This is a genomic window from Photobacterium profundum (genome assembly GCF_003026285.1).
GTDB classification, from domain to species: domain Bacteria; phylum Pseudomonadota; class Gammaproteobacteria; order Enterobacterales; family Vibrionaceae; genus Photobacterium; species Photobacterium profundum.
The window spans coordinates 22,382-49,037 of record NZ_PYOD01000005.1 but is presented as its reverse complement, the minus strand read 5'-3'; the positions used below and the strand labels follow the sequence as shown (position 1 = coordinate 49,037).

The window sequence follows — 26,656 nt, the reverse complement described above, 5'->3', positions numbered from 1 at the left end:
CTATCAGCTACTTAATTAAAATACCAAAAACAATTGAAAACGAAGAAAAAACGACTGGACAGCTCGTTTTTTACCCGATTTTAATGTGAGCATTTGAAATATTCTTTAGTGCACTAATATTTTCTACTCTTAATTAATTTTTTAATGGGTTTAATTAAACATAGAAATAGTAGTACTAAAACATTTCAAATTAAGTTAATGAGATACATAAATTCTTTCAGCAGACATAATTATGCACTCACGCACACTTGAAAATATAAGATAATTTTACGCTCAAATCACCCAAATGCACTATCAATATTCGCTCAAAAACTGCGGAAAAACATAAGCATAATTTGCACAATGAACCCATCATCACAACGATAAACAATCCCTTTTAATTTAAAGAGATATAACAAAAAGCTTAAAGTAAGGTTTGAAGTGAAACGGCTCATTTTGCTGATAAGAAGAGTGCTATTTAGAGGGTAAATAGCACTCTTCTTTTAAACAGTAATCAACATTACAACCAAAAGCCTTCAATGGGTTTCTTGGCATCATAATGGTAGGCAATTTGCGCTTGCAGTAATTCAGCAGTGGCAATGGCATCTGTTAAAGCATGATGAGGGGTATATGCTGGCAAACCATACCTCTTACGCGCTTGTGCCAAACGTACCGACTGGGGTTTTTTGCCTTTAAGCTTGTTCCAAAAACCACCATTAAGTCGCTGCTGAATGTGAGCCTCTAAATCCAAGGTATCAATAACGGGAAATTCTATCCCCTCTTTGATTCTATCTTTCAATGCTCGGTCAAGAAACTCCCTTTCTATTCGACGGTAATGCACGACGACGACACGCCCTGCCAACGCTGCAAGTACAGGTTCAATCACTTCAGATAAATCAGGAGCATCCAGAATGTCATTATGAGTAATATTATGAATAACGACGGACTGTTCATTCAGCTTTTGACGTGGCCTAACAATCCAATGTTGTGCTCGGTTAATGTATACACGGTTAAGCGTAAAAGGCACCAAGCCAATAGTAATGATGCCATCTTTTTTAACATTAAGACCTGTGGTTTCAAAATCCATCGCCACAAATTCTATTTCATCTAAAGGCGTGTCTCCTGTCACTAGTGGAGCAGAATAAAACGCCTTAAGAAAAGGGTGTATTGCTGAAGCCTGCTTATTAGCATGCCGGGTAGTCCAATCTATACTCGGTGTTTGAAAAAGTCGTTTCATCATCATACTACTTAAAGTTATTGCTTGCGGTATAACGGTACTTTAGAAAGTTCTGAGCGTTACTTAAGATCTGAAACGCGTCTTTTAAATTACGTCGTTCAAAATCAGATAGGTTTTCTGGCTCAATATTATTATCAGGCTCATTTTCTTGCTCTACATCGACAGCTTGGTGACGGATACGTACCATCGAGATAAACTCCATAGCATCACGTAAATCTCGCCCCCGCCCTTTAGGTAGAATACCCGCCTCGATAATGTCATCTAACCGCTCAAAAGAGTTTTTAGATCGCGATCCTACAGCAAGGGCATGGACACGAATCAAATCAGCAAGAGGTGCTGTTCCTCGACGTTTAAGATTAATGGAATTATTGTGACGACCATCTTTTTCCATTACAAAGTCTTTAAAAAATCCCAGTGGCGGTGTGCGATTTAATGAGTTGCGTGCTAAACAAGCAAGGAAACGGTTATTTTTACGTGCTCGACGAACAATAAACCCATTGAGTTGATAGGCCCATTTAAGGTTGCCATACACCCCATCAAGGTCAAAAAATATAGAGGTATTCAATAAGGCTTTCGGACTAGGGTTTTCAATCCAATCAGCAAAGCAGGCTTCCCATGCACTACGCGTCATACGCCACATAGGGTTGGTTGCCATAATGTCGCCAGTACAATAGTCATAGCCACATTTATCTAGGCCATCGCACACCAATTTAGCCAGTGATTCAAAATAACGACCATGTTTTTGTTCATCATAGCTATCATCTAAAATAATCGCATTATCTTGGTCGGTAACGATCAACTGCTCATCCCGCCCCATAGAGCCGAGCGCGATAAAACAAAAAGGAATAGGTGCTGGGCCAAGTTCTTCTTCTGCTAATTCAATAATACGTTGTGTAAAACTACGCCCTATAACAGACATCGCAGTACCCACCATATGCGAATTTGCATCTTCATTAACTAAACGTACAAAACTATCTTTTACTTCGTTCGACATCACAGCAAGATCTTCAATATTCTGCTGCTGGAAAAGATTACTAACCAATAATAAAGAGCTTTGCGATTCGTAACGAACAATGTCTGTCGTTTCGATAATACCTATTGGTTTTTTATCTTTAAATATAGGAAGGTGATGCACGTTAGAACGAAGCATGGTCAGCATAGCTTCATACACATAAGCATTATGGTCTAAAGAAACGACTTCGCAGGTCATAACACTTGCTACTGTATCATTAGGGTCGATACCTGAAGCTAATACTCGCGTGCATAAATCTCGGTCAGTAATAATGCCGATTACAGAGCTAGTATCGTTATCATTATCATCTAAAATATCAGGGTCTATGATCAATAAAGACGAGACACTTTCATCGGCCATCTTAATTGCAGCTAGCTGTATCGACTCATTTTTATAAACAAAAGGCGCATCGCGAGTCAGTAAGCTTCTCACTTTTGATGTAGTGAAATCGTTTTGATCATCTTGATTGGAAATAGCTTGCCTTAGACGAGCGTTATCTTCTACTTCAACAAAATCTGCGAACGTATCATGATTATTATACAGTTCTTGAAAAATCGCTTCAGGAAGACAGTAAACCAAGGTGTCTTCAATTGCTGTAACAGGAAAGCGGACACGATTATTAGTTAATAACCCCATCTGCCCAAACAAGCCCCCCTGTGTAAGGCGGTTATATAACTTACCGTTTCGACGATAAATCTCTACAACCCCACTTCGTACCATATAAAGGTCTTGAATGTGATCGCCAAAATGAATAATGGGCATATTTTGTCGAAAGTAAGAAATCTCAACATGTTGGGTGGCATAAATTAAAGCATCATCAGGAAGCTCATTAAAAGGCGGATATTGGGAAAGGAAGTTCTTTATTTCGAGTAGTTCGGCTTCCATTACATCTTCCTCTATACAATTTATATAATCTTAGTAAGTGAGTTACCCTTTTATATTACACGATTTAATGCGGCTTAATAGAAACTAAATGGCACAACAAAATAGCTACTGTCTGACAAAAAAAGTAAATGTGCCTATAAGCTAACGTTAAAAATATGGTTATCAACTCTATAAAAAAAGCGATCATTAATGATCGCTTTTTTATTAGCACGAAGGCCTTACACTTAACTATCGAAACCTAGTAGTTAACGCGTAAACCTTCATTGACAACAATTACATTGCAGCCGCAAAAATCTCAGAAATTTCTTCATGAGTTGCTTGTTTGGGATTAGTAAAGCCACATGCATCTTTCAACGCATTATCAGCAAGAATTGAAATATCTTCATTCTTTGCACCAAGGTCTTTAAGACCCGCTGGAATACCTACATCTTTCGATAGCACTTGAATGGCTTCTAATGCAGCATCTGCACCTTGATCTGCTGTCATAGCTTCAACATTCACACCCATAGCTTTTGCCACATCACGTAAACGCTCAGGACATACTTTAGCGTTATAGCGCTGAACATGAGGTAAAAGAACCGCATTACACACACCGTGTGGCAAGTCGTAAAAACCACCTAACTGGTGCGCCATTGCGTGTACGTAACCTAAAGATGCATTGTTAAATGCCATACCTGCCATGAATTGTGCGTACGCCATTTGTTCACGCGCTTCAAGGTTTTGACCATCATTTACAGCAGTACGTAAGTGCGCCTGAATAAGCTCCATAGCTTTAATTGCTACAGCATCTGTAATTGGTGTTGCTGCAGTTGAAACGTAAGCTTCAATAGCGTGTGTTAGCGCATCCATACCGGTTGCTGCGGTTAATGATGCTGGCTTTGCTAACATCAATTCAGGATCATTAACTGACATTAATGGCGTTGTATTTTTATCAACAATTGCCATTTTAATGTGACGCGCTTCATCAGTAATAATACAGAAGCGTGTCATCTCTGATGCTGTACCAGCTGTCGTATTAATCGCAACAAGTGGTAACTGAGGTTTAGCACTTACATCAACCCCTTCATAATCAGAAATTGAACCGCCATTTGAAGCAACAAGTGCAATACCTTTCGCACAATCGTGCGGCGAGCCACCACCTAATGAGATAACAAAATCACACTCATTGGCTTTTAATAGCGCTAAACCTGCTTCAACATTACCCATTGTTGGGTTAGGTTGTGTGCCATCAAAAACAACTGCTTCTACGTTGCGTTCAGCCAGCAGATCGACCACTTGCTTAACCACGCCAATTTGGTTCAATACTTTATCAGTTACGATTAATGCTTTTTTGAAGCCATGTGCTTTAACCGCATCTGCCGCCTCAGTTAAACAACCAGCGCCCATTAAGTTTACCGAGGGGATAAAAAATGCACTGCTCATAATAATTCTCCATAATATTTAAAAACTCATTACGGTAATGATCTCTAACGTTATCTTGTTAAAGCACCACTAAATGTAATCAGTCTCGGTACGTTCATTTTTTTTCGATGTATATCTCTCGCTGGCTGTACTCTTTGTAACACCTCACTGCTGTGTCGCAAATTGATCTTAAACAAATTATTATTCGGTATAACACAGACAATTCAAAAATCATGAAGGCGATCACTTTTATTATTTAAATCATAAAGTTAACGTTCACAGCAGGAAACATAGCCTTTCCTGGGGTGAACAAAAAACGGCTATTACATATATTTCCATCAGTCTTAAATACATTTAATGCGGGCATAAAAAAACACTAATATTTATTAGTGTTTAGGGTAAATATCTTATTTGGGGTCTTTAGAATATCTTCATAACATCATTAAAAAATACCCTTCAGCTAAAACAATAACAAGTAACACTAAAGAGACTACCTTCCAAAATGAGATGGGATAACGCTGTATTAGTGGTGACCTTTCATATTCAGCAACAACTTGAGGGTTGGGTGATGTAAAATCCTGCTGCAATTCTGACATTGCTTGATAACGTAATTTTGGCGATGGCTGGCAGGCTTTTTTTAACGTAATATCAAGCCAAAATGGGATATCGTCACGATACTGACACGCTGATATATAATGCCAATCTTGATGAGGTATAGACTGTACAACCCGAGAAGGTCGTGTGGCATACGGTAATTTTCCCGTTAGCATTTCAAATAAAATCACCCCAATAGAAAAAATATCTGACTGATGCTGCGCTCTTTCTCCTGCCAAGTATTCTGGGGCAATATAATCAACCGAGCCCATGGGTACGTCTTCAGATACTGGTGACGCAATTTCATCTAAACCGTCAACCTGTACCGTACCAAAATCAATAATCACGATACGCCCATCTTTTGCCAGCATGATATTTTCAGGTTTAAGATCACGGTGTACCATCTCCATTCGTTGAAACACACGAATAGCCTTGATCATTCCTTTGGCAATAATACGGACACTTTCAAAGCTGGGTTTAGGATTATCATGCATCCATTGCCGTAAACTTTGCCCTTCAACATATTCACACAAATGGTACAAAAATGGAGAGCTGGTATTGTGATCATAAATCTTCATAATACTCGCGTTATTAAGCTGGCATCCCACCCAGTGCTCTCTGGTGAACCCTTCAAGATAAAGTAGATCTTCAGAAAAGTTAGGAGAAGGGGCTTTTAATATATACTGAGCAACTTCTGCGTTATCCTCAATATTCTTGACTAAATATACATGGCTACGCGTACCACTGTGTATCACATCTACAACCTTGAGATTATCAATGGTATTACCAACTTTGAGTATCGGCGGAATTACTTTTTCAGTGAGTTGGTTATAGACCTCTTCGATATTCAAGCTAGGTACGTCAAGTACCTCTAACAATAAACAACTTAGATTATCATCACTTCCATTGGCTTGTGCTTGCGCTATGATCGCTTTGGCTTGCTGCTCTCTATCATCTCTCTTCTCTTTTTTCCCTTCATAGATTAATGCTGTTATTTCATTATTCGTGAGCCATTCATGTACACCATCAGTGGAGAAAAAAAAGATATCTCCTTTATCAATAGGTTCTTGTTGGTAGTCCACCTCTAAGTGACTGTCCATGCCTAACGCCCGTGTAAGAAAGCTATTTCTTCCTTTTTGCTTACGGCAATGATCACGGGTTAAAAGGGTTAATTTCCCCTGCCGATAGCGATAAATTCGGCTATCGCCCACGTGAATAAGATGCGCGGTATTCGATTTTAAAACAACGCCACTAAACGTTGTAACCAAGCCATTATGCCGCAAGTCACTGTACTGACCATGTTGATACAACCACTGATTCAATGACGTTAATACGGCCGAAGCTGACTTCTTCACATTCCAACTATCAGGCGTACTGTAATATTCATCAATAAATTGAGTAACGCTGGTTTGGCTGGCTTGTTGCGCATTTTCACTGCAGCTAACACCATCGGCAATACATGCCACTATGCCTTTATATTTCACGACATTATTACTGCTCGGCAGCTTAACTGAAAAGGCATCTTGATTGATGGGTCGTACACCAGCAATTGAATAGCCGCCCATCGCAACGTGCAATCTATTTTCAACTTTTTTGTTTGATGACAACAACATTGATTTTTGCTGTTTAGGCGGTGTATTTTGTTTTACTTCACCCCGATTCAAAGCATTGTTGCTAACACACTCTTTGGCTGAATGCGTACTCGATGAAGCTTGAGTCATAACGCCCCCCTTTCTAACTATGTTCTTTACAAAGCAGTAGGTTTAGCGAATTAGCTGAAGTGGTTAAACTAACCATGCAATATAGTTATTTAACCCCTTCATTTTTCGTTTCACTTCACTCACTATTTTTCTATGAAACCAACAGTAGGCTTATCAAGGATGGTATTAATTATTGGCAACATCAATTAACGTTACGCTTCCATCCTCATTAACTTCTGCAATCTGACCTGATGGCTCTTCCATAAACAATAAGGTAATGAAGCCCAATACCGCTGTACCTGCAATCACTAAGAAAAATGTGCTGTAATCAACTAACGACAATACTGTGAGGTAACACACGGCACCAACATTACCATAAGCCCCTGTCATACCCGCAATTTGGCCTGTCATACGACGTTTTATTAACGGCACTGTCGCAAACACAGCCCCTTCTCCTGATTGGACAAAGAAAGAGCATGCCATTGCTGCCGCTACAGCCAACCATAACGGCCACTCACTGTTTACTTGCCCCATGAAAAAATACCCGATGGCTAAACCCGCAGTTAGAATCAACAACGTTGGTTTACGACCAAATTTATCTGATAACCATCCACCACCAGGACGCGACATAAGGTTCATAAACGCATACGCAGAAGCAACCATTCCCGCCATTACAGGTGTAAGTTCAAACGTTTCAGAAAAGAAAAGAGGCAACATTGAAATAACGGCAAGTTCTGAACCAAACGTAGCAAAATAAAGAATGTTCAGCACCACGACTTGTTTAAATTTATATTGATGAATCTCGGGTACTGGCTCAGAAAATATCGACTTATTCAGCGTCCAGGTTTGCCATACTTCATATAAGTACAGCACTGATAGTCCAATATAAATACTGTTAACTATAGTGTCAGATAGCATCGCTATACCTGTCGGTGATAGCTTCCAAGCTAATAAAGCCAATGCACCGTACATAGGTAACTTCATGACTAATAATAAGAAAAAGTCCCCCGTTGATGTTACTTCCATGGCACCTAGATTCTTAGGACGAAAATATGTCGAGCCTTTAGGGGTATCAGTTACATTGGCATAAAATACAAAAGAGAACAGCAAGCTCATTGCACCGGTAATTGCCATTGCATAGCGCCAGCCATCTTCACCACCAAACATCACTGCGATTGTTGGTAATGTAAATGCCGCAGCTGCCGACCCAAAATTACCCCAACCGCCATAAATGCCTTCTGCAGTGCCTAGCTCATTATGTGGGAACCATTCAGAGACTAGGCGGATACCAACAACAAAACCGGCTCCAATAAAGCCAAGTGCAAAACGCGAAATGGCCGCTTGAATAAATGTTTCAGACAATGCGAACGCAAAACACGGTATAGAACAAATGGCGAGCAATGCCGAATAAACAATGCGTGGGCCGTATTTGTCGGTCAGCATACCAATAACAACACGTGCAGGAATAGTAAATGCGACATTTAAGATAAGCAGTGTTTTTATTTCTGCCGTTGTTAAGCCGAGCGACTCTTTAACGGATTGTAAAAGTGGTGCAAAGTTAAACCACACCATAAACGTAATAAAAAAAGCAAACCAACTAAGATGAAGTATTTTCATCTTGCCAGTAAATGAAAATATACTGAATTTATCCTTATTGCCCATGAAAAGATCCCTCTATTTATCAATAACATCTCTTCTTATAACAAAGCACATTACGTGCCACATAAACAAACAGAAACATTCATTTAAAAACAATAAGTTAGTTCGTAACTTTACAACTACCGTTAACTAATGCCCTTTATTTGGGCAACTAACGAAAAGTATGCACTGATAGTACACATATAAGCTTTAATCAAGGTAAACACTGAAATTAAGGACAAAATATAAACAAAAAAATAGAGGCAGTAAGCCTCTATGATTTAAATCATAACCATTTGATTTATTTAAATTACAGCACTACCTGCAACTGAACCTCGCCGTCACTTACGCGTATAGGGTACGTTTTTAATGTATGTTCAGGCGCTTCTAAGCACTTTCCAGTCTTAAGGTTAAAATGTTGCTTATAAAGTGGTGATGCTACGACAACTTCATCGCCAATAGATCCGACAATACCACGTGATAGAACATTCGCATCGCCGATTGGATCAAAATTCGATAATGCATATAGGCTCTGATTACCACCACAATAAAAAATAGCCACTTGTTCATCATCAAATAATGCGCACAACCCGGTATCGGGAATTAAATCATCTTGGTGACAAATTGTTTTCCAATCACTCATCTTATATTTTCCTTTTCAGCTATTAATTAATATAGAGGGATAAAATGAATGACCTAATCAGTCACTTCCACAATATCAATACGTTCAAATTTAGTTGCTGGGCGACGCTGCTCTCGCTCTGTTATATAAGAAAGCTTATTATCAGGATCAGAACTATTGATAAAATGCTGGAAACGTTTGAGTTTTTCAGATGACTCAATGGTTGTTTTCCATTCACATTGATAGTTTCGAATATTACGCGCCATTTCGTTTTCAAGCTCTTCTGCTAGCCCTAATTTATCATCAATAATGACTTCTTTAAGGTAATCGAGCCCGCCGTCTATGTTCTCTAGCCATACCGATGTTCGCTGTAATCGATCGGCTGTGCGAATATAAAACATCAAGAATCGATCAACATATTGCTGCAAGGTTTTATCATCTAAATCTGATGCAAAAAGATCAGCATGACGCGGGCGCATACCACCATTTCCGCACACATAAAGGTTCCAGCCATTTTCTGTCGCGATGATACCGACATCTTTCGACTGTGCTTCTGCGCATTCACGGGTACAACCTGAAACACCAAATTTGATCTTATGCGGTGCTCGTAATCCTTTGTAACGGTTTTCAATTTCTATCGCAAAACCAACACTGTCTTTCACCCCATAACGACACCATGTGCTACCAACACACGATTTCACGGTACGCAGCGATTTGCCGTAGGCATGACCGGTCTCAAAACCCACATCAATGAGTTTTTTCCAAATACTCGGAAGTTCATGTAATTGTGCACCAAATAAGTCAATGCGTTGCCCGCCCGTAATTTTGGTATAAAGATTAAACTCTTGCGCTACCTGCCCTAATACAATTAATTTCTCTGGCGTTATCTCACCACCAGCAATACGTGGGACAACAGAATAAGTGCCATCTTTTTGCATGTTGCCAAGAAATATATCGTTAGTATCTTGCAGCCCAATATGTTGGTCATCTAATACATAATCATTCCAAAATGAGGCTAGAATCGATCCCACAGTTGGCTTACAAACTTCACAACCAAGCCCTTCACCGTGACTCGTTAGCAATTCATCAAATGTCTTAATTTCCTTAATGCGAATAATGTCAGCCAGTTCTTTTCGCGAATAAGCAAAGTGCTCACAAATATCATTTTTCACCTCAAAACCAAGGCTCGCTAATTCAGCATCTAACACTTGTTTTGCCAACCCAGTACAGCCACCACAACCCGAGGATGCCTTGGTTGTGCCTTTAATACTCGCCATATCGGTACAACCATTGGCGACAGCTTCTTTGATCTGCCCTTTGGTTACATCGAAACATGAGCATACTTGTGCTGAATCTGGCAAGGCATCAACACCAAAGCCTGAACTTGCTTCGCCATCAACCGCTGGCAATATTAATGCGGCTGGGTTTTCTGGCAATTCCATATCATTGAGCATCATTTGTAATAACGTACCGTAGGCATCAACGTCACCCACTAATACTGCACCTAATATCTTTTTACCGTCTTCCGATATAATAAGACGTTTGTATATTTGCTCGACTTCATCATTAAAGGTGTAAGATTGTGCACCTGCAGTTTGCCCATGCGCATCACCGATACTGGCAACATCTACCCCCAGCAGCTTCAACTTTGTGCTCATATCTGCACCTGTAAATGCCCCCGTACCACCACTGATATGTGAAACAGCCGCTTTTGCCATACTGTAGCCAGGTGCCACTAGACCAAAAATTCGCCCTTGCCACAGTGCACACTCACCGACGGCGTAAACATTGTCGACACTCGTTTGGCAGTTGTCATTAATCACTATTCCGCCACGCTCACCCACCTCTAGGCCATATTGACGCGCTAATTCATCTTGAGGGCGAATACCCGCAGAAAATACAATCATATCGGTTTCAAGAAAGCTGCCATCTGCAAAATTCATGCGGTAGCGACATGTTTCACCCGCCACGATTTCTGTGGTCGCTTTTTCGGTATGTACCTGAACATCAAGCTGCTCAATTTTTCGTTGCAGCAATCGCGCACCACCATCATCTAACTGCACCGCCATCAAGCGCGGAGCAAACTCAACAACGTGGGTTTCAACCCCTAGATTCTTCAACGCATTTGCCGCTTCTAGCCCCAGTAAGCCGCCACCAATAACTACGCCGACCTGGCTGTCTTTACCTGATTCTGTGATCGCTTCAAGATCTTCAATGGTGCGATACACCAAACAGTGCGGCTGGTCATTCCCAGGAATCGGCGGTACAAAAGGGAATGAACCAGTTGCCAGGATTAATTTGTCATAGGGTTCTTGGCGTCCACTTTCAGTAACCACATAATTGTTAACTGTATCTAACGCGACAACTTTATCGCTCAATACAAAGTTAACGCCGTGTTGTTGGTAATACCCTTCATCGGTTAATGCCAATTCATCTGCTGTTGTTCCTGAAAAATAGGCACTCAACTTTACGCGATCATAGGCTAGGCGTGATTCTTCAGAAAAAGTAACAATATCAAATTTATCGGCATTGGCATCCTGCACTAATGTGTCAATAAATTTGTGTCCAACCATCCCGTTTCCAACCACAACAATACGCTGCTTATCCATGTTGTATCCTCTTATTTTTCTAATAATGCTTTAAATCAATCTGCGGATTACGCCATCAGACGTTCAGCTTTCTGGTTATCCAAGCTCACAAACCATTGCAGCTGATCCGCCAGATCCACAACTTTACCAATTACAATTAATGCAGGGGATTTCACGTCATGTTCAGTGACTAATTCAGCAAGTTCATTCAGCTTACCGCGTACTACACGTTGCTTTGGGCAGCATCCATTTTCGATTAAGGCGGCTGGCGTATTGCTATCTAAGCCTGACTTGATGAGCTCTTCGGCAATCAAACTTGCCTTGCTTAGCCCCATATAAAACACCAAGGTGTGATCAAGCAGCGCTAAGCTGTCCCAACGAATATCGAGTTCTTTCTCTGCATGGGCTGTCACAAATGTACAACCTTGAGACAAACCGCGATGAGTCAATGGAATACCCGCATAACTGGTGCAGCCAGCTGCAGCGGTAATACCGGGAACAAGTTCCACTTCGATACCTTCTTGCATTAAACGCAACATTTCTTCGCCGCCACGCCCGAACACAAATGCGTCACCTCCTTTAAGGCGGCAGATATTTAAGCCTTGCTGGGCTTTGGTCACGAGAAGCTCATTAATTTCATCTTGAGGTACGCTGTGGCGATCTTTGGCTTTGCCGACATACAAGGCAGGCGTTGAAGAAGGGAATAGCTGACAGATCTCTTTACTCACCAAGCGATCAAACAAGATCAGATCTGCCTGCTGAATAACCCTTAAGGCTTTTAAAGTCAGTAAATCAGGATCACCCGGCCCCGCACCCACTAAGCTGACTTTCCCTGAAAACGGGCTTTCTTTGGCAGTAACTGCAGCAAAATTAACAATGCTATTTGTAGGGGCTTCATTCGACATAACTCAATTCCTCTTACGCTTCCATGCACGCTATGAATTGAGCTACAGCAAAGAGAGTGCCAGTAGTGCGTTTGTAGTTTCCTTCAGTTAACAAAGTCGCTTTATTTCAATGAATTAAAGTCTAAATTTTCACACAAATCATATTTTAGCCTCTTACCCATTGCTCATTACTCCACTCTAAATAAAGGTCTGTTGCACAGAATGAGTGCGTGAGACACCAGAATAAAGCATCGACTTTTGATGCATTAACCCTTAAGTAGTAGGTGAAAATATCACCTAAACTATATTTTTGATCATATAACTCCGTAACCAATTGTTAAGTAAGAATTAATACTTTCTCTAGCATGAGTTTTAGCACTTATCTCAATGTGGCGTAGTTATTGCTCAGTCTCTTATATAACCAGAAAGAGAAAGCTGAACAGGCTAAGGAGAAGGATTGTGGCAATAAACAAAGTCACCCCTTGGGTTAAAAGTACTTGTGCATATTGTGGCGTAGGATGTGGCATTGAAGCGAAGCCTACTGCCAGCGGTCAACTCGATATTCGAGGCGATACTGATCACCCAGCAAACTATGGCCGTTTATGTTCAAAAGGGCTCGCCCTTGGCGAAACAGTCACGCATGAAGGGCGTCTACAATACCCCTCAATCGATGGTCAAAACGTCGATTGGAACAGTGCGATTAAGCACGTGGCAACACAATTTTCAGACATTATTGAACAGCATGGTAAAGATGCTGTTGCCTTTTATGTTTCAGGGCAGCTATTAACTGAAGATTATTATGTCGCGAATAAATTGATGAAAGGCTTTATTGGCAGTGGCAATATCGATACCAATTCACGCTTATGTATGTCATCAAGTGTCGCTGGGCATAAGCGGGCATTTGGTTCTGACACAGTACCGGGCTGTTATGAAGATCTTGAGCTTGCCGATATGATCGTTATTACAGGTTCAAACCTCGCATGGTGCCACCCTGTTCTATATCAGCGTATTAAAGCCGAGAAACAACGCCGCCCCAACCTGCAGGTGATCGTGATCGATCCAAGAAAAACAGATACCTGCGAGATCGCCAATCAGCACTTAGCATTAAACGCAGGCTCTGACGTGGCTTTGTTTAACGGTTTACTCAGCTACCTTAAACAACACCACCAGCTGAATCACGCTTATATCAACGCACATACCGAAGGTTTCGAACAGGCAGTAGATCTTGCTACTAAAGATGCTGCCGATATTGCAACGGTTGCCGAAAAAACAGGTTTATCGATTGAGCAGTTAAACGCTTTTTATCGTTTGTACGCCAAAACTGACAAGGTCGTCACCCTATACTCACAGGGGGTCAATCAATCGATTCAAGGCACAGATAAAGTAAATAGCATTTTAAACTGTCACCTTGCGATGGGACGAATAGGTAAACCAGGATCGGGACCGTTTTCTGTTACGGGTCAGCCTAACGCAATGGGTGGACGTGAAGTGGGCGGGCTTGCCAATACTTTAGCGTCCCATATGGATTTTGGTAACCCAACACATCACCAATTAATCAGCGACTATTGGCAAACTGACTCACTTACCACTCAGCCAGGTTTAAAAGCCATTGAGCTATTTGATGCAATTGATAATGGTAAAATTAAAGCAATTTGGATAATGGCAACGAACCCTGTCGTCAGCTTGCCAGATGCAGAAAAAATTAAACGCGCACTCAAAAAATGCCCGCTGGTTGTGGTGTCTGACTGCATTGCAGATACCGATACCACCCGTTGTGCAGATGTACTTTTACCGGCACAAGGTTGGAGTGAAAAATCGGGTACTGTCACTAATTCAGAGCGTCGTATATCACGTCAACGACGCTTATTACCTACTCCTGGTGAAGGTAAACCTGATTGGTGGATAATCAGTGAGGTCGCAAAAGCGATGGGCTTTACTAAGGCATTTACTTATCAGCATGAAGCCGAAATTTTTAATGAATACGCCATAATGACAGGGCTCGATAATGCTAAACGTGATTTAAACTTAACCGGCCTCGCTCATCTAACCACTGAACAGTACGCACAATTACCACCACAACAGTGGCCAGTTCTACATATTGACAAAGAAATTACGCACAAGCGTCTCTTCGCTGATGGCCGTTTTTTTACCCCTTCAGGAAAAGCGCAGTTCATTGCCGTGCAGCACCAACCAACCGCTTTACAATGTAATACTGACTACCCTTTATCGTTAAACAGTGGCCGTATTCGCGATCAATGGCACACCATGACGCGAACAGGATTATCAGCACGTTTAGGGGATCATAAACCAGAACCTTTTGTATCTATTAACCCGGTAGATGCAGAACATTATGCGCTACAACACGATACAATAGCTACGCTCACTAGCCCATTCGGTAGTGCTCAGGTACGGGTTGAAATATCAAAACAGGTCGGCAAAGGGCAACTCTTTATGCCGATACATTGGAATAACGTGACATCCAGTGCCGGTAAAGTCTGTAACTTAATAAGCCCAAAAACAGACGATATATCAGGCCAACCCGAGTTCAAGTTTACTCCTGTATCCATTGCCTCTTTCGCTTATAAAAGTGAAGCTATGCTGCTATCCAGCACGGTTCTTGATATTACCGAGTTTGATTATTGGGTACGTCAGAAAGTGACAGGCGGGTATCTATACCGAATCGCAAGTTGTTTATTACCGGAACAGTTAATGTTGCGCCTTTCACAATACTGCCAACACGAAAATGGGCGTGAGTTGAGCTTCAATGGAGCAAGTAGCGGGCAATATCGCTACGCAAATATCGAGAAACAACGTTTACGCAGTTGCTATCTCGTCGCTAATGACTTGCAGCAACAAGATTTAGATTGGCTACAAAACTTATTGGATGAACCTATCGACATTGCCGTCGAGCGCTCACTCATATCGGGTACTGCTGAGGGGAAATTAGCGGCAGGGAAAACTATTTGTGCGTGCAAACAAGTTGGAAGAAATACAATTTGCCAAGCCATTAGAGAACAACACCTAAAATCAGTCGATCAAATAAGTGCATGCACAAAAGCAGGAACAGGCTGCGGAAGTTGTGTTTCAGAGTTACAACAAATATTAGAGGAAGAATGCATTCTTTTATCAGCAGTCTGATACAACATACCGCGCTTAGGTGCGTAGAAAACGGGCAATGGTTTGGTAAACTTGAGCGCACTCTTTTTTTACCAAATCTTCCATATTCATAAAGGCGTGGATCATATCGGGGAAATGTACATGCTCAACCTGCACGCCAGTCGCTTCAACCTTTTTGCAATAGCTTACCCCGTCATCACGAAGCGGGCAAAACTCAACAGTAAAGAGTAAGGTTTCTGGCAATGCAGGGGTAAAGCGGCCATATAATGGAGAAACCCGTTGGCGGTCTTCATTATTTTGTAAATAATTATCAAAATACCACGCTACCTTGCCTTTCTGAAGCAAGTATCCGGTTGCATTTTGTTCCATCGAACCTGAGTTCATGGTGTAGTCAAGACTTGGGTAAATCATCACTTGCTTGGCAATATTCACCATATCATCAAATTGCGCCTGTTCACTTACCGCTGCCACCAATGCACCACCACCAGAGTCGCCTGCAATCACTAATTCTTGTTGATACCGGATCTGACAGCTATCCAATGTTGTCCAAATACCTTTCACAACAGCATAAGCATCATTTACACCCGCAGGATACGGCCATTCTGGCGCCAGCCGATAATCGACAGCCACCACTACATGCTGGGTTGCTATCGCTAATTTCCGACAGATAGGATCATAAACCGTAATACTGCCGGCCATATGCCCACCACCATGGTAATAAACCAAAACAGGTAAAGCCTGCTCTGGTGCCGGATGGTAAATACGTACAGGTACATTACATTCATCGTTGATGACAACATCATCTTGAACCCAAGCAATAGCGGGAATATCAGTAACCAAACCTTTCGTTAAATTGGCTAGCCCTTCACGGGCATTGGTTGCTGTCGGTTTGAAACCATTTTCAATTAATACTGCTACTTGCAGGTTAAAACCTTCAAGCCATGGCTGTAGTTTTTCACTGACTTGGCGCATGACATGACCCTTATGCATTTATGCCACTAATTGCGTTAGCGTTTCAAAGCTAATATCTGCTTGATAATCAACGCCTTCTAAATCAAAGCCATTTAACTGCATAAAATCGGTTTTATAACCTTGGTAATCCCCCATTGTAGTAAAGTTTTCAGGGGTGATTTTTGCCATTAACTCACTCACTTGCTGCTGAATGTCGTCCTCTAATTCCCAATCATCAACACGGATCAAACGGTTATCATCAACGGGTACTATTTTGTCTTTTCCGTAAAGACGTTGAGCATAGAGTCGCTGCATCTGCTCAATACATCCTTCATGTACACCTTTGTCTTTCATCACCTTAAACAAAGCTAGAATATAGGGCGAAAAGGCAGGAATAAAAACACTGGCTTTAGTGACTAACGCTTTACAGACAGACACATAAGCCTCACCCCCCATTTCAGACATCTTGTTATTAAGCTGATCAGCTGTTGCATGCAAATGCGCCTTAGCTCTGCCTAATGTTCCTTGGTGATAAATGGGATACGTCGCTTTAGGGCCAACATACGAATAGGCCACCGTTTTACAGCCAGTCGCCAGAACACCCGCATCAGACAGAATGTCAATCCAACTCGCCCAATCTTCTCCGCCCATCACCTTTTCAGTGTCTTCAACTTCTTCTGGTGTCGCAGTCCCAATCGTCATCTGTTCCATTGTGTCGGTTTCGATGTTGATCGTCGGCCCTGTTACAGGCTCACCCATGGTCTTGATTGACGAACGCCATAACTCTCCGGTTTCAGGGTTCGGCCTTACTCCCGTTGCCAAGCTATATACAACCAAATCAAGCTGGCCACCAAATTCTGTCTTTATATACTCAATAACCTGTTGGCGCATTTGTGGCGAGAAAGCATCACCAATGAAATTTTTACCGATTAAACCCGCTTTTTCAGCTTCTTCGCGAAAGAAAATATTATTATACCAACCCGCGGTGCCTACACCTTTTTCACTCGGCCCTCGCTCGAAAGAAATACCAATGGTATCTGCCATCGAACCACCAAAAGCCAGTGAAATACGAGATGCCAGACCAAACCCCGACGAGGCGCCAAGCACCAATACTTTTTTCGGCCCATCAGTAACGGGGTCAGCCGTTCTCACATAATTGATCTGATTGCGGATAGCCTGCTGGCAACCAAATGGATGCGCTGAACGTGCAACAACCCCCTTTACTACTGGTTCAATAATCATGGAAAATTCCTACTTATTGGGGCTCATGATACCCATACCCGATACCGACTTGGCATGATGATATTACCGGAGTTTTCTCCTCATCCCAAACTCAATATTCACGCTTTACCTAATGATTAACCCTGATTTCTTACCCACTGTATGATCTAACCTTTCATAAAAAAGAGCCCTCAGGCTCGTTGTTATTTTACAAATGGCTACCTCTGCTCATGCTTCACTCGGCTGTAGAATAAGAATCGGGTATGTCTTTGGTGTCATCTCCATCGTTCTATAGAGTTCCATATATTGTTGACGAAACTGATGATCAGGTTGATGAATGGCTGTCGTGCTAGTACAGCCAACCATTAGCATACCAAGTAGATAAACATACAGAAATTTACCCATAGATAAGACCCATTTTCACGGCATAATTAAACAAGCTAACTACATTAATTGCCTGCGACTATCCTGTATTAAGTGTAAGTCACTTTCTCATTTTTGGGACTGCAAGGTATTAAAGAGAGAGGAAAATATAGCTCAGGTGAACCCAGTATAGGGTTTTGCATCCCTATTTGATTAGCAAAATTCAGACGTAAAAAAACGCTAACAGAGTAGCGTTTTCTTTGAATCTGGTGGAGTGTTCTGGGTGAGGTGGATTTGGAACAAATCTCTCTTACCACATACGCTAGACGCAAAAAGGGCGCTGATAAATGTGGCGGAGAGATAGGGATTTATTACTCGCAAGCTCGTACCCTTCGGGCTATTGCCTTTTCGCACCTTCGGTACGGGCAATGTGCTTTCGCTTCGCTCAGGTGAACCCAGTCTAGGGTTCTGCATCCCTATCTGATTAGCAAACTTCAGGCGTAAAAAAACCGCTAACAGAGTAGCGGTTTCTTTGAATGTGGCGGAGAGATAGGGATTTGAACCCTAGAAGGGCTATAAACCCTTGCCGGTTTTCAAGACCGGTGCTTTCGACCACTCAGCCATCTCTCCGTCTTTATATCTCTAAAAGAGATATGGCGGTGAGGGAGGGATTCGAACCCTCGATACGTTGCCGTATACACACTTTCCAGGCGTGCTCCTTCAGCCACTCGGACACCTCACCACATTGTTGCCAAGACGCTCTACGTCTCAACGGCGGCTAATGTAATGTTTTAGAACGATAGGGTCAAGGGGTTTTCTTCAAACAACTCTTGTTTGTCGACTATTAGCCCAAATCGCCTTATTCTTAAGCCAATCAATTCTATTTATTCACTGCTACACTTTTATTTTGAAGTAATTCAATACGTTTTATCGTAAGTTTATGGTTTAGAGCCTTCATGATTATGGATTTTATATAGGCATATCTATGTTAAAAGCGCACCACTTTATCTTTTTCCTCTTTCTGTCTCTTCTTACTGCATTTTCGACGATAGCAGACGAGATTGAAGATTCGCAGGCTGCGTTAACCAGCAAAATTGAAGAACTTAACCAATTACCGAACACCCCCGAAACAATCAAAGAACTTGATAGCTATTTACAAGCACAAAACCAGATTGATAAAACTAAAGAATTTAATATTAGAACACGTCAGTACCAGATGGTTACTGAAACATTCCCGCAAGAGGCTGATAAACTAAAACAAAAAATTGCCGCTTATTCTTCAACTGAATTTCCTGATTTTTTTGAGTGGGGCAAAGAAGAGTTAACCCTTGAAATTGCCGATCAAGACAGCGCTTTAGTTCAATTAGAGGTCACACGAAAAAATGACAAAAATCTTCTACTTGAAATTGAACATGGGATTGATGAGTTTTCTTATCAATCAGAAGCACTTCGGGTAAAAATAAAGAAAGTGGAAACCAAACTAGCAAAGACTCAGCATGACAGTAGCGATACCGCTGCTCTGAATGAAACCCTGTTATTAAAAATCGAACAACAGTTTTATATTAGCCAAGTCTTTATGCTGGAAGCTGAACAACTTAGTTCAGGTAATCGTCGTACGTTAACTAAATTGAAAATCACCTATGCCAATTTAGAAATTGAAGCTAGACAGGCCTACCGCAATAACTTGCAAAACATGCTGAACCGAGTACTACGAACCAGCGCCGATACGAATATTGAAAACAGTGATGAGTTACAAGAAAATTTAATTGATCAGCCACCAGTACTGCGCCAGTTAATTGTAACAAATCAACGACTGTCATCTTCATTTGGTAGCTTCTCTACAAAAAGAGAGCAAGTACAGCAACAGATAAAAACAACGAATGAACAAATCACCATCGTCTCTAAAACAGCTGATGACTTAGATATGATGTCTGAATGGCTTAAGTTAAGCCCCGCATTCAGTGAAAGCCTTCGAACCCGAATAGATCGTTTACCCTCTAATCCTCCAATTGAAGCCTTAAACAAAAACATTGCTCAGAACCAAATCAATAAATATGAGTATCAACAACAACACGATACTTTATCTGAACGTGCGAAAAATTTTACTGAAATCGAAACCCTTACGTCAGAGCAACAACAAACAGCCAAAAAACTCGTCAGTGCTAATTTGGCTTTATTAAAAAAAATAATAGCTGCTTCAGATACTTTAATCTACCAACAAGCAACATTAACCGTGGCTTTTGATCGGTTAAATAACATGCTTATTGATTTAAAAACCGAAGCTACAAAGCGACTTTTTTGGGCACCAGATGCCAAAACGTTTAACCTGAACCTTATTACCGATACGTGGGAGAAACTAAAATGGTTTTTCTCACCATTCCAATGGGTTAATTTATTAAAAGCCCCAGGCGTAATAGAAAAACTAAAGCTCTTTATTGGTATCGGCATTATCGCCCTTATTATTATGAGTTTAAATTGGTGTCGCAGCCGTTGGCTTAAATACCTTGAGAAAACGAGCCAAAAAATAGGAAAGGTGACACAAGACAAGTTCAGTTACAGCTATATCAATGTCTTTCTCTCTTTCTGCCTTGCTTGGCCAGTACCCATTATTGTCACCATTACGGGTCTATTACTCAGCTCTGCCTGGCAGTACCCTTTCGTTCATCATTTAGGCCAAGCTTTATCATTACCTTTGGCTTTAGTTGTTTATTGTTTTATGCGTGAAATAGTAAGAGATAATGGCTTATTTATCAGCCACTTTAATTGGGATGAAAGTGTCGTAAACAAAACGTTTATACATTATCGGAATCTATTATGGTTCTACCTCCCGATGATGGTGATTCAAAACTTCACCTACCTTTATAGTGATATTGATATTAGTGGTACTCTCGGGCGTTTGGCCTTTATTATCAGTAATATTGCCGTCAGTTATTTTCACTGGCGCATGTGGCAAGTAAAATTACCGATGACTTATGGCGATGTGCCTGAAGGTAAAGCACATATTGGACACCACATTTTTTGGTGGGCACTGATTCTAATCCCTCAAGGTTTAAATTATGCGGCTTTAAATGGTTATTTAGGTTCATCTCAAATCGTCATGAATAAGATGGAAATGTCTGCCGTTATCGGTGTGATTACTCTGCTTATTTATTACTTAGTAAAGCGTTTAATGCTCATTCAAAAACGTCGTTTGGCCTTCGAGCGAGCTAAAATAAAACGCCAGGAAATAATCGCTCAGCGACAAGCTGAAGTACTTGAAGACAAAGATGATGCGCCAATAAGCAGTGAATTACACATTGAAATAGAAGAACCAGAAGTTGATCTTGATAAAATTAGCGCACAATCTTTACGTTTGTTACGTTCATTGTTATTACTAATTTATGTCGCCGTATTATCATTGATATGGGACGACTTATATCAAGCTATCACGCTACTTGAAGATATCTCACTGTGGGATGTAACAAGTACCATTAATGGTATTGAACAACTCAGCGCTATTACAATTAAGAGTGTTTTACTGGCCATTCTCGCTATCTTCTTAACAGGTATTCTCGCGCGAGATTTACCCGGCGCGATGGAACTACTCATACTCCAACACCTTGATCTTAGCCCTGGAACTGGTTATGCCATTACTTCCCTCACCCGCTACTTTGCAATCTTCACCGGTATCATTATCGGCTCTGGGCTGATTGGTTTCGATTGGAGTAAGATGCAATGGCTTGTTGCGGCACTTGGTGTCGGTATCGGCTTTGGTATGCAGGAAATATTCGCTAACTTCATTTCTGGTATCATTATTTTATTCGAAAAACCGATTCGAATTGGTGATACCGTCACCATTAGGGAGTTGACGGGTGTTGTGGCAAAAATTAAAACTCGCGCAACAACCATCGTTGATTGGGATCGCAAAGAAGTTATCGTGCCTAACAAATCCTTTGTTACCGAGCAGTTTATCAACTGGTCACTGTCAGATGCCATTACTCGAGTAACGCTTACAATCAGTGTTCAATATTTATCTGATAGCGAGTTAGTTACCCAGTTATTATTTGAAGCTGCCGATGAATGTGAATTAGTGCTGGATAACCCCGCACCTGAAGTGTTCTTTTTAGGGTTAACGGCAAACTGTCAGAATTTTGAAGTACGTGCTTATGCGGCAGAAACAGGGCATCGTTTAGGGTTAACCCATGACTTACATTGCCGAATCAAAAGTAAATTTATCAAACATGATATCTCCATTGCGTCACCTCAGTTGGAAGTATCGATAAAAGATAAAATACCACACCCTTTTGCTAAATAGTTATTTGGTAATATCTTTTCGTATTTTAAAGCACAGTACTGTTTCAGTAGACCAGTACATGGTGACGATTTAAGTAGTAACAAGTATGTTTCATTCATTATTTTAATTCTGACCAGGGATCATACTGTCACTATTAATAATGACAATAATTGTAAATGTGCTTTCAGTGTTCTTTGTTCACAACATGACAAGCTTTCAATTTCCACTTGCGAGTTTTTGCTTGTCTTGGTCACACTTATTGATAATTAGTATATATTTATCAATTTAGCTATAGGATACTTTCGTTATTGGTTTAAAGCATTGCTTTTTCATATAGGACATAAAATGAACGTGTACCTCAAATGGCAATCCACTTCGACGCTAATATTGTTAGCCTGGTATAATGCAGACCACAAACTGTCCTTTCATTTGTCTTCAGAATAATTTCCAGAGGCCATTTTTATGCGCCCTCAATAATCCAACATATTTTGACAACTAATTTTTGGTGTTGTTAGGTTAAACTTAATATGTACAAGCAAAGACGCTTTAACGTATTAAACCTACAATATTGACTATTCATTTTCACTTTGATTTTATGTGGGAACATGAAATGAATATGTATCTTAAATGGCAGTTTTCAATATTATCATCATTAACACCATGGTATATAGAAGATTATAAAATATCTTACTATTTCCCCTCGAAATAAATATAGAAACATTTACGTCTCTTTTCGTTGAGGCAAAGTTAATACACCTATATTTCGTTATTTATTTGACGCGACTTTACTCACCATAAAATCAAGCATTAAATAACATTAAAGGCATACTATTAATTTTATTTACATAAAAACCAAACATTAATTTCTGGTGACATAAAACACCAAATAAAAGTAAAGGCATTATCATGGAAAACTTTAAACACTTACCTGAACCATTCCGTATCCGTGTTATTGAGCCAGTAAAACGCACTACTCGTGAATATCGCGATGAGGCGATTTTAAACGCGGGGATGAACCCATTCCTGCTAGATAGTGAAGACGTATTTATCGACCTGTTGACTGACAGTGGCACGGGTGCCATTACTCAAGAAATGCAAGCCGCAATGTTCCGTGGTGATGAAGCATACAGCGGTAGCCGCAGCTACTACGCACTTGCTAACGCGGTAAAAGATATCTTTGGTTATGAATTAACCATTCCGACTCACCAAGGTCGTGGTGCCGAGCAAATCTACATTCCTGTCCTTATCAAGAAACGTGAAATGGAGAAGGGACTAGACCGTAGCAAGATGGTAGCACTGTCTAACTACTTCTTTGATACCACACAAGGTCACACTCAAGTGAACTGTTGTGTGGCGAAAAATGTGTATACAGAAGAAGCGTTTGATACCGCGATCAATGCAGATTTCAAAGGTAACTTTGACCTCATCAAACTAGAAGAAGCGATCCTTGCAGCAGACCCTGTAAACGTACCTTACATTGTGAGTACAATTACCTGTAACTCTGCGGGTGGTCAGCCAGTTTCTATCGCTAACCTAAAAGCCGTGTATGAGATCGCACAGAAATATGACATTCCAGTGATCATGGACTCCGCTCGTTATGCTGAGAACGCCTACTTTATTCAACAGCGTGAAGAGGCTTACAAAGATTGGACTATCGAAGAAATCACGCGTGAATCTTATAAGTATGCTGACGGCCTAGCTATGTCAGCAAAGAAAGATGCCATGGTACAGATGGGCGGTCTACTTTGCTTCAAAGATGAATCCATGATGGATGCATACACCGAGTGTCGTACTTTGTGTGTGATTCAGGAAGGTTTCCCAACCTACGGTGGTCTAGAAGGCGGTGCGATGGAACGTCTTGCCGTTGGCCTCTATGACGGCATGCGTCAGGAGTGGCTGGCATACCGCATCGGTCAAGTTCAATACCTTGTCGATGGTCTGGAGACTATCGGTGTCGTATGTCAGCAAGCTGGGGGCCACGCGGCATTCGTTGATGCAGGTAAGCTGCTTCCACACATTTCTACCGAGCAGTTCCCAGCACATGCTCTTGCTTGCGAACTCTATAAAGTGGCAGGTATCCGCGCCGTTGAAATTGGCTCTCTATTACTCGGTCGCGATCCAGCAACAGGTAAACAACATCCTTGTCCTGCGGAGTTACTTCGTTTGACGATCCCACGTGCGACCTACACTCAAACGCATATGGATTTCGTTATAGAAGCGTTCCAAAAAGTGAAGGCAAACGCAGCAAATGTGAAAGGTCTTGATTTTACTTATGAGCCAGCAGTACTTCGTCACTTTACTGCTCGACTTAAAGAAGTTGAGCCTGTGCAAACAGCGGTGAAAACGGAAACCAAGATTCTAGAAGAAGCTTAATCACACTCAAAGAGCGCACCCTACGGTTGCGCTCTTTTTCCTAAGCACAGAATAAAATAAATAGTTTAGGGTGATCAATCCAATAACGTGAAATTACAAGAGTGACTGAATTATGGAACAGAATCCGTCATTAGTATCAAGTGACAGTGTTAAGGAAAAACATCCGTCATTAATAGGAGGGGCATGTATTATCGCCAGTGTCTGCGTTGGTGCGGGCATGCTGGGGCTCCCAAGTGCGGGAGCAGGTGCATGGACAACATGGTCAGTTTTCGCGATTACAATTACCATGGTCGTCATGACCATTTCGGGTTGGATGCTGCTAGAGGCATTCAAGAATTATGACTTAAAGGTATCTTTCAACACGGTAACCAAAGACATACTTGGTGATAAGGTCAACATGTTCAATAACCTGATGGTGTACTTTGTTGGGGGTATTTTGCTGTACGCCTACATCACATCTTCAGGCCTTATCCTTCAAGATATTTTGGGCCTCGATAGCAAAATTACTTCAATCTTGTTTGTTTTGGTATTTTCTCCCTTCGTTTGGCACTCAACTCGAGCAGTAGACCGAATTTCCGTTGTTTTAATCTTATTTATGGTCTTAAGCTTTGTATTTGGTGTGTCAGGGCTGGCGATCAAAGTAGATATGTCCATCTTGTTTAATACCATTAATGAAAAAACGAGCTACGCACCCTACGCAATGGCAATGCTGCCTGTTGCTTTGACGTCGTTTGGTTATCACCATTCTGTGGCAACAATGCGTGCTTATTACGGCGAAGAGGAAAAAGCGAAATATGCGATTTTAGGCGGCACAATAATAGCGTTAAGTCTGTATGTTCTATGGTTGTTCAGCATTTATGGGAATTTACCTAGAAGTCAATTTGGACCTGTGATTGAGCAAGGTGGCAACGTAGATGCACTACTAACTACATTAGGCTCAGTCATTGAATCTGACAAAGTGGCGCATGCGATCCATACCTTCTCAATGGCGGCAATTCTATCTTCTTTCATTGGTGTTGGACTTGGGGTGTTTGACTATTTGGCTGATTTATTCAAGCTCGAAGACACCAAACAAGGCCGAGCAAAAACGTGGCTAGTGACTTTCCTACCACCGTTGATCCTATCATTGCTATTTCCGTTTGGTTTTGTCATTGCTATTGGTTATGCCGGCGCTGCGGCTACCGTCTGGACATGTATTATTCCAGCACTTCTCGTGAGAAAAGCCCGCACATTAGAGAATGGTGATAAAGGCTTTAAAGCGCCAGGTGGCAAGCCAATGATTGTTGTCGTCATTAGCTTTGGTATTTTAACTGCCGTATTCCACTTCATGTCGATGCTAGGCATGCTTCCAGCGTTTACAGGCTAAACAATTTCAAATAAATAGGGAAATACAATGGTAGCAATTAATACACTCAATGCACCTGAAGCTATTGGTCCATACGTACAAGGTGTGAATTTAGGTAATATGGTCATCACCTCAGGTCAACTGCCTATAAATCCAGGAACAAAAGCAATGCCAGAAGACGTTGCTGAGCAGGCAACTCAATCTTTAACAAATGCATTAGCGATTGTCAGAGCAGCAGGGTTAGACGCCAATAATATTGTTAAAACCACTGTATTTGTAAAAGATCTAAATGACTTTGCCCGAGTAAATGAAGCTTATGAAGCTTTCTTCAATCTTCATGAGGCGACTTTCCCTGCTCGTTCTTGTGTTGAAGTTGCTCGCTTACCTCTGGATGCAAAAGTTGAAATTGAAGTTATTGCCTCACGGTAACGTTTAGGGTTTTAAAAATTCTTTCTTATCTTAATTAGTAGCCC

Annotated in this window: 17 protein-coding genes and 2 tRNA genes; 6 read left to right on the top strand and 13 right to left on the bottom strand. The window is 41.2% G+C overall.

The annotated features are described in order from the left end of the window. Positions 1-499 precede the first annotated feature (499 nt). From C9J48_RS14170 to cobA, 8 genes are all read right to left on the bottom strand, one after another. Positions 500-1,216, bottom strand: coding sequence for a 3'-5' exonuclease (locus C9J48_RS14170; RefSeq protein WP_006233104.1), 717 nt, complete (start codon positions 1,214-1,216; stop codon positions 500-502). Between the two features lie 7 nt (positions 1,217-1,223). Further along, the gene (locus C9J48_RS14165) at positions 1,224-3,113 is read right to left on the bottom strand and encodes a DUF294 nucleotidyltransferase-like domain-containing protein (protein ID WP_006233103.1); all 1,890 of its coding nucleotides are present in this window, start codon (positions 3,111-3,113) and stop codon (positions 1,224-1,226) included. Between the two features lie 273 nt (positions 3,114-3,386). Beyond that, positions 3,387-4,535: an L-threonine dehydrogenase gene (yiaY, locus tag C9J48_RS14160; protein ID WP_006233102.1), complete on the bottom strand. Its 1,149-nt coding sequence runs from the start codon at positions 4,533-4,535 to the stop codon at positions 3,387-3,389. A gap of 410 nt (positions 4,536-4,945) precedes the next feature. Next, a complete protein-coding gene (locus C9J48_RS14155) occupies positions 4,946-6,829 on the bottom strand; it encodes a bifunctional protein-serine/threonine kinase/phosphatase (protein WP_006233101.1) in 1,884 nt (627 codons plus the stop codon). A 165-nt stretch (positions 6,830-6,994) separates the two neighbouring features. Then, positions 6,995-8,470 carry a NarK family nitrate/nitrite MFS transporter gene (locus C9J48_RS14150; RefSeq protein ID WP_006233100.1) on the bottom strand — a complete coding sequence of 492 codons (1,476 nt, stop codon included), beginning with the start codon at positions 8,468-8,470 and terminating at the stop codon, positions 6,995-6,997. Between the two features lie 286 nt (positions 8,471-8,756). Then, the gene (gene nirD, locus C9J48_RS14145) at positions 8,757-9,089 is read right to left on the bottom strand and encodes a nitrite reductase small subunit NirD (protein WP_006233099.1); all 333 of its coding nucleotides are present in this window, start codon (positions 9,087-9,089) and stop codon (positions 8,757-8,759) included. A gap of 53 nt (positions 9,090-9,142) precedes the next feature. Beyond that, complete coding sequence (gene nirB / locus C9J48_RS14140) at positions 9,143-11,677, bottom strand: nitrite reductase large subunit NirB (RefSeq protein ID WP_006233098.1); 2,535 nt, start codon at positions 11,675-11,677, stop codon at positions 9,143-9,145. Positions 11,678-11,724: 47 nt separating this feature from the next. After that, positions 11,725-12,561, bottom strand: a complete 837-nt coding sequence (cobA, locus tag C9J48_RS14135; protein ID WP_006233097.1) for a uroporphyrinogen-III C-methyltransferase — start codon at positions 12,559-12,561, stop codon at positions 11,725-11,727. Positions 12,562-12,999: 438 nt separating this feature from the next. Here cobA and C9J48_RS14130 point away from each other — a divergent pair, with 438 nt between their 5' ends. Beyond that, on the top strand, positions 13,000-15,678 hold the full coding sequence (locus C9J48_RS14130; protein ID WP_006233096.1) for a nitrate reductase: 2,679 nt from the start codon (positions 13,000-13,002) through the stop codon (positions 15,676-15,678). Between the two features lie 15 nt (positions 15,679-15,693). Here the strand turns inward: C9J48_RS14130 and C9J48_RS14125 are convergent, their stop codons facing one another. The 5 genes from C9J48_RS14125 to C9J48_RS14110 all read right to left on the bottom strand — a co-directional run bounded on the left by C9J48_RS14125 (position 15,694) and on the right by C9J48_RS14110 (position 18,934). Then, positions 15,694-16,629 (bottom strand): alpha/beta hydrolase, encoded by a 936-nt coding sequence (locus tag C9J48_RS14125; RefSeq protein ID WP_006233095.1) that lies wholly within the window; start codon positions 16,627-16,629, stop codon positions 15,694-15,696. Positions 16,630-16,647: 18 nt separating this feature from the next. Next, entirely contained in the window at positions 16,648-17,850 is a 1,203-nt protein-coding gene (gene fabV, locus C9J48_RS14120) for an enoyl-ACP reductase FabV (RefSeq protein WP_006233094.1), read from the bottom strand. A 207-nt stretch (positions 17,851-18,057) separates the two neighbouring features. Continuing rightward, positions 18,058-18,234, bottom strand: coding sequence for a hypothetical protein (locus tag C9J48_RS27925; RefSeq protein ID WP_006233093.1), 177 nt, complete (start codon positions 18,232-18,234; stop codon positions 18,058-18,060). Positions 18,235-18,731: 497 nt separating this feature from the next. Continuing rightward, positions 18,732-18,822, bottom strand: a tRNA-Ser gene (locus C9J48_RS14115). Positions 18,823-18,846: 24 nt separating this feature from the next. Then, positions 18,847-18,934: transfer RNA gene (locus C9J48_RS14110), tRNA-Ser, on the bottom strand. A gap of 243 nt (positions 18,935-19,177) precedes the next feature. On the opposite strand from C9J48_RS14110, the gene mscM reads away from it, so the two are divergent. The 5 genes from mscM (at position 19,178) to C9J48_RS14085 (ending at position 26,612) form a co-directional block, all read left to right on the top strand. Then, positions 19,178-22,486: a miniconductance mechanosensitive channel MscM gene (mscM, locus tag C9J48_RS14105; protein WP_006233092.1), complete on the top strand. Its 3,309-nt coding sequence runs from the start codon at positions 19,178-19,180 to the stop codon at positions 22,484-22,486. A 574-nt stretch (positions 22,487-23,060) separates the two neighbouring features. After that, entirely contained in the window at positions 23,061-23,174 is a 114-nt protein-coding gene (gene tnaC, locus C9J48_RS28430) for a tryptophanase leader peptide (protein WP_081450126.1), read from the top strand. Positions 23,175-23,371: 197 nt separating this feature from the next. Beyond that, positions 23,372-24,838: a tryptophanase gene (gene tnaA, locus C9J48_RS14095; protein WP_006233091.1), complete on the top strand. Its 1,467-nt coding sequence runs from the start codon at positions 23,372-23,374 to the stop codon at positions 24,836-24,838. A 112-nt stretch (positions 24,839-24,950) separates the two neighbouring features. Further along, on the top strand, positions 24,951-26,204 hold the full coding sequence (locus tag C9J48_RS14090) for an aromatic amino acid transporter (RefSeq protein WP_006233090.1): 1,254 nt from the start codon (positions 24,951-24,953) through the stop codon (positions 26,202-26,204). A 27-nt stretch (positions 26,205-26,231) separates the two neighbouring features. Then, positions 26,232-26,612: a Rid family detoxifying hydrolase gene (locus C9J48_RS14085; protein ID WP_006233089.1), complete on the top strand. Its 381-nt coding sequence runs from the start codon at positions 26,232-26,234 to the stop codon at positions 26,610-26,612. Positions 26,613-26,656 lie beyond the last annotated feature (44 nt).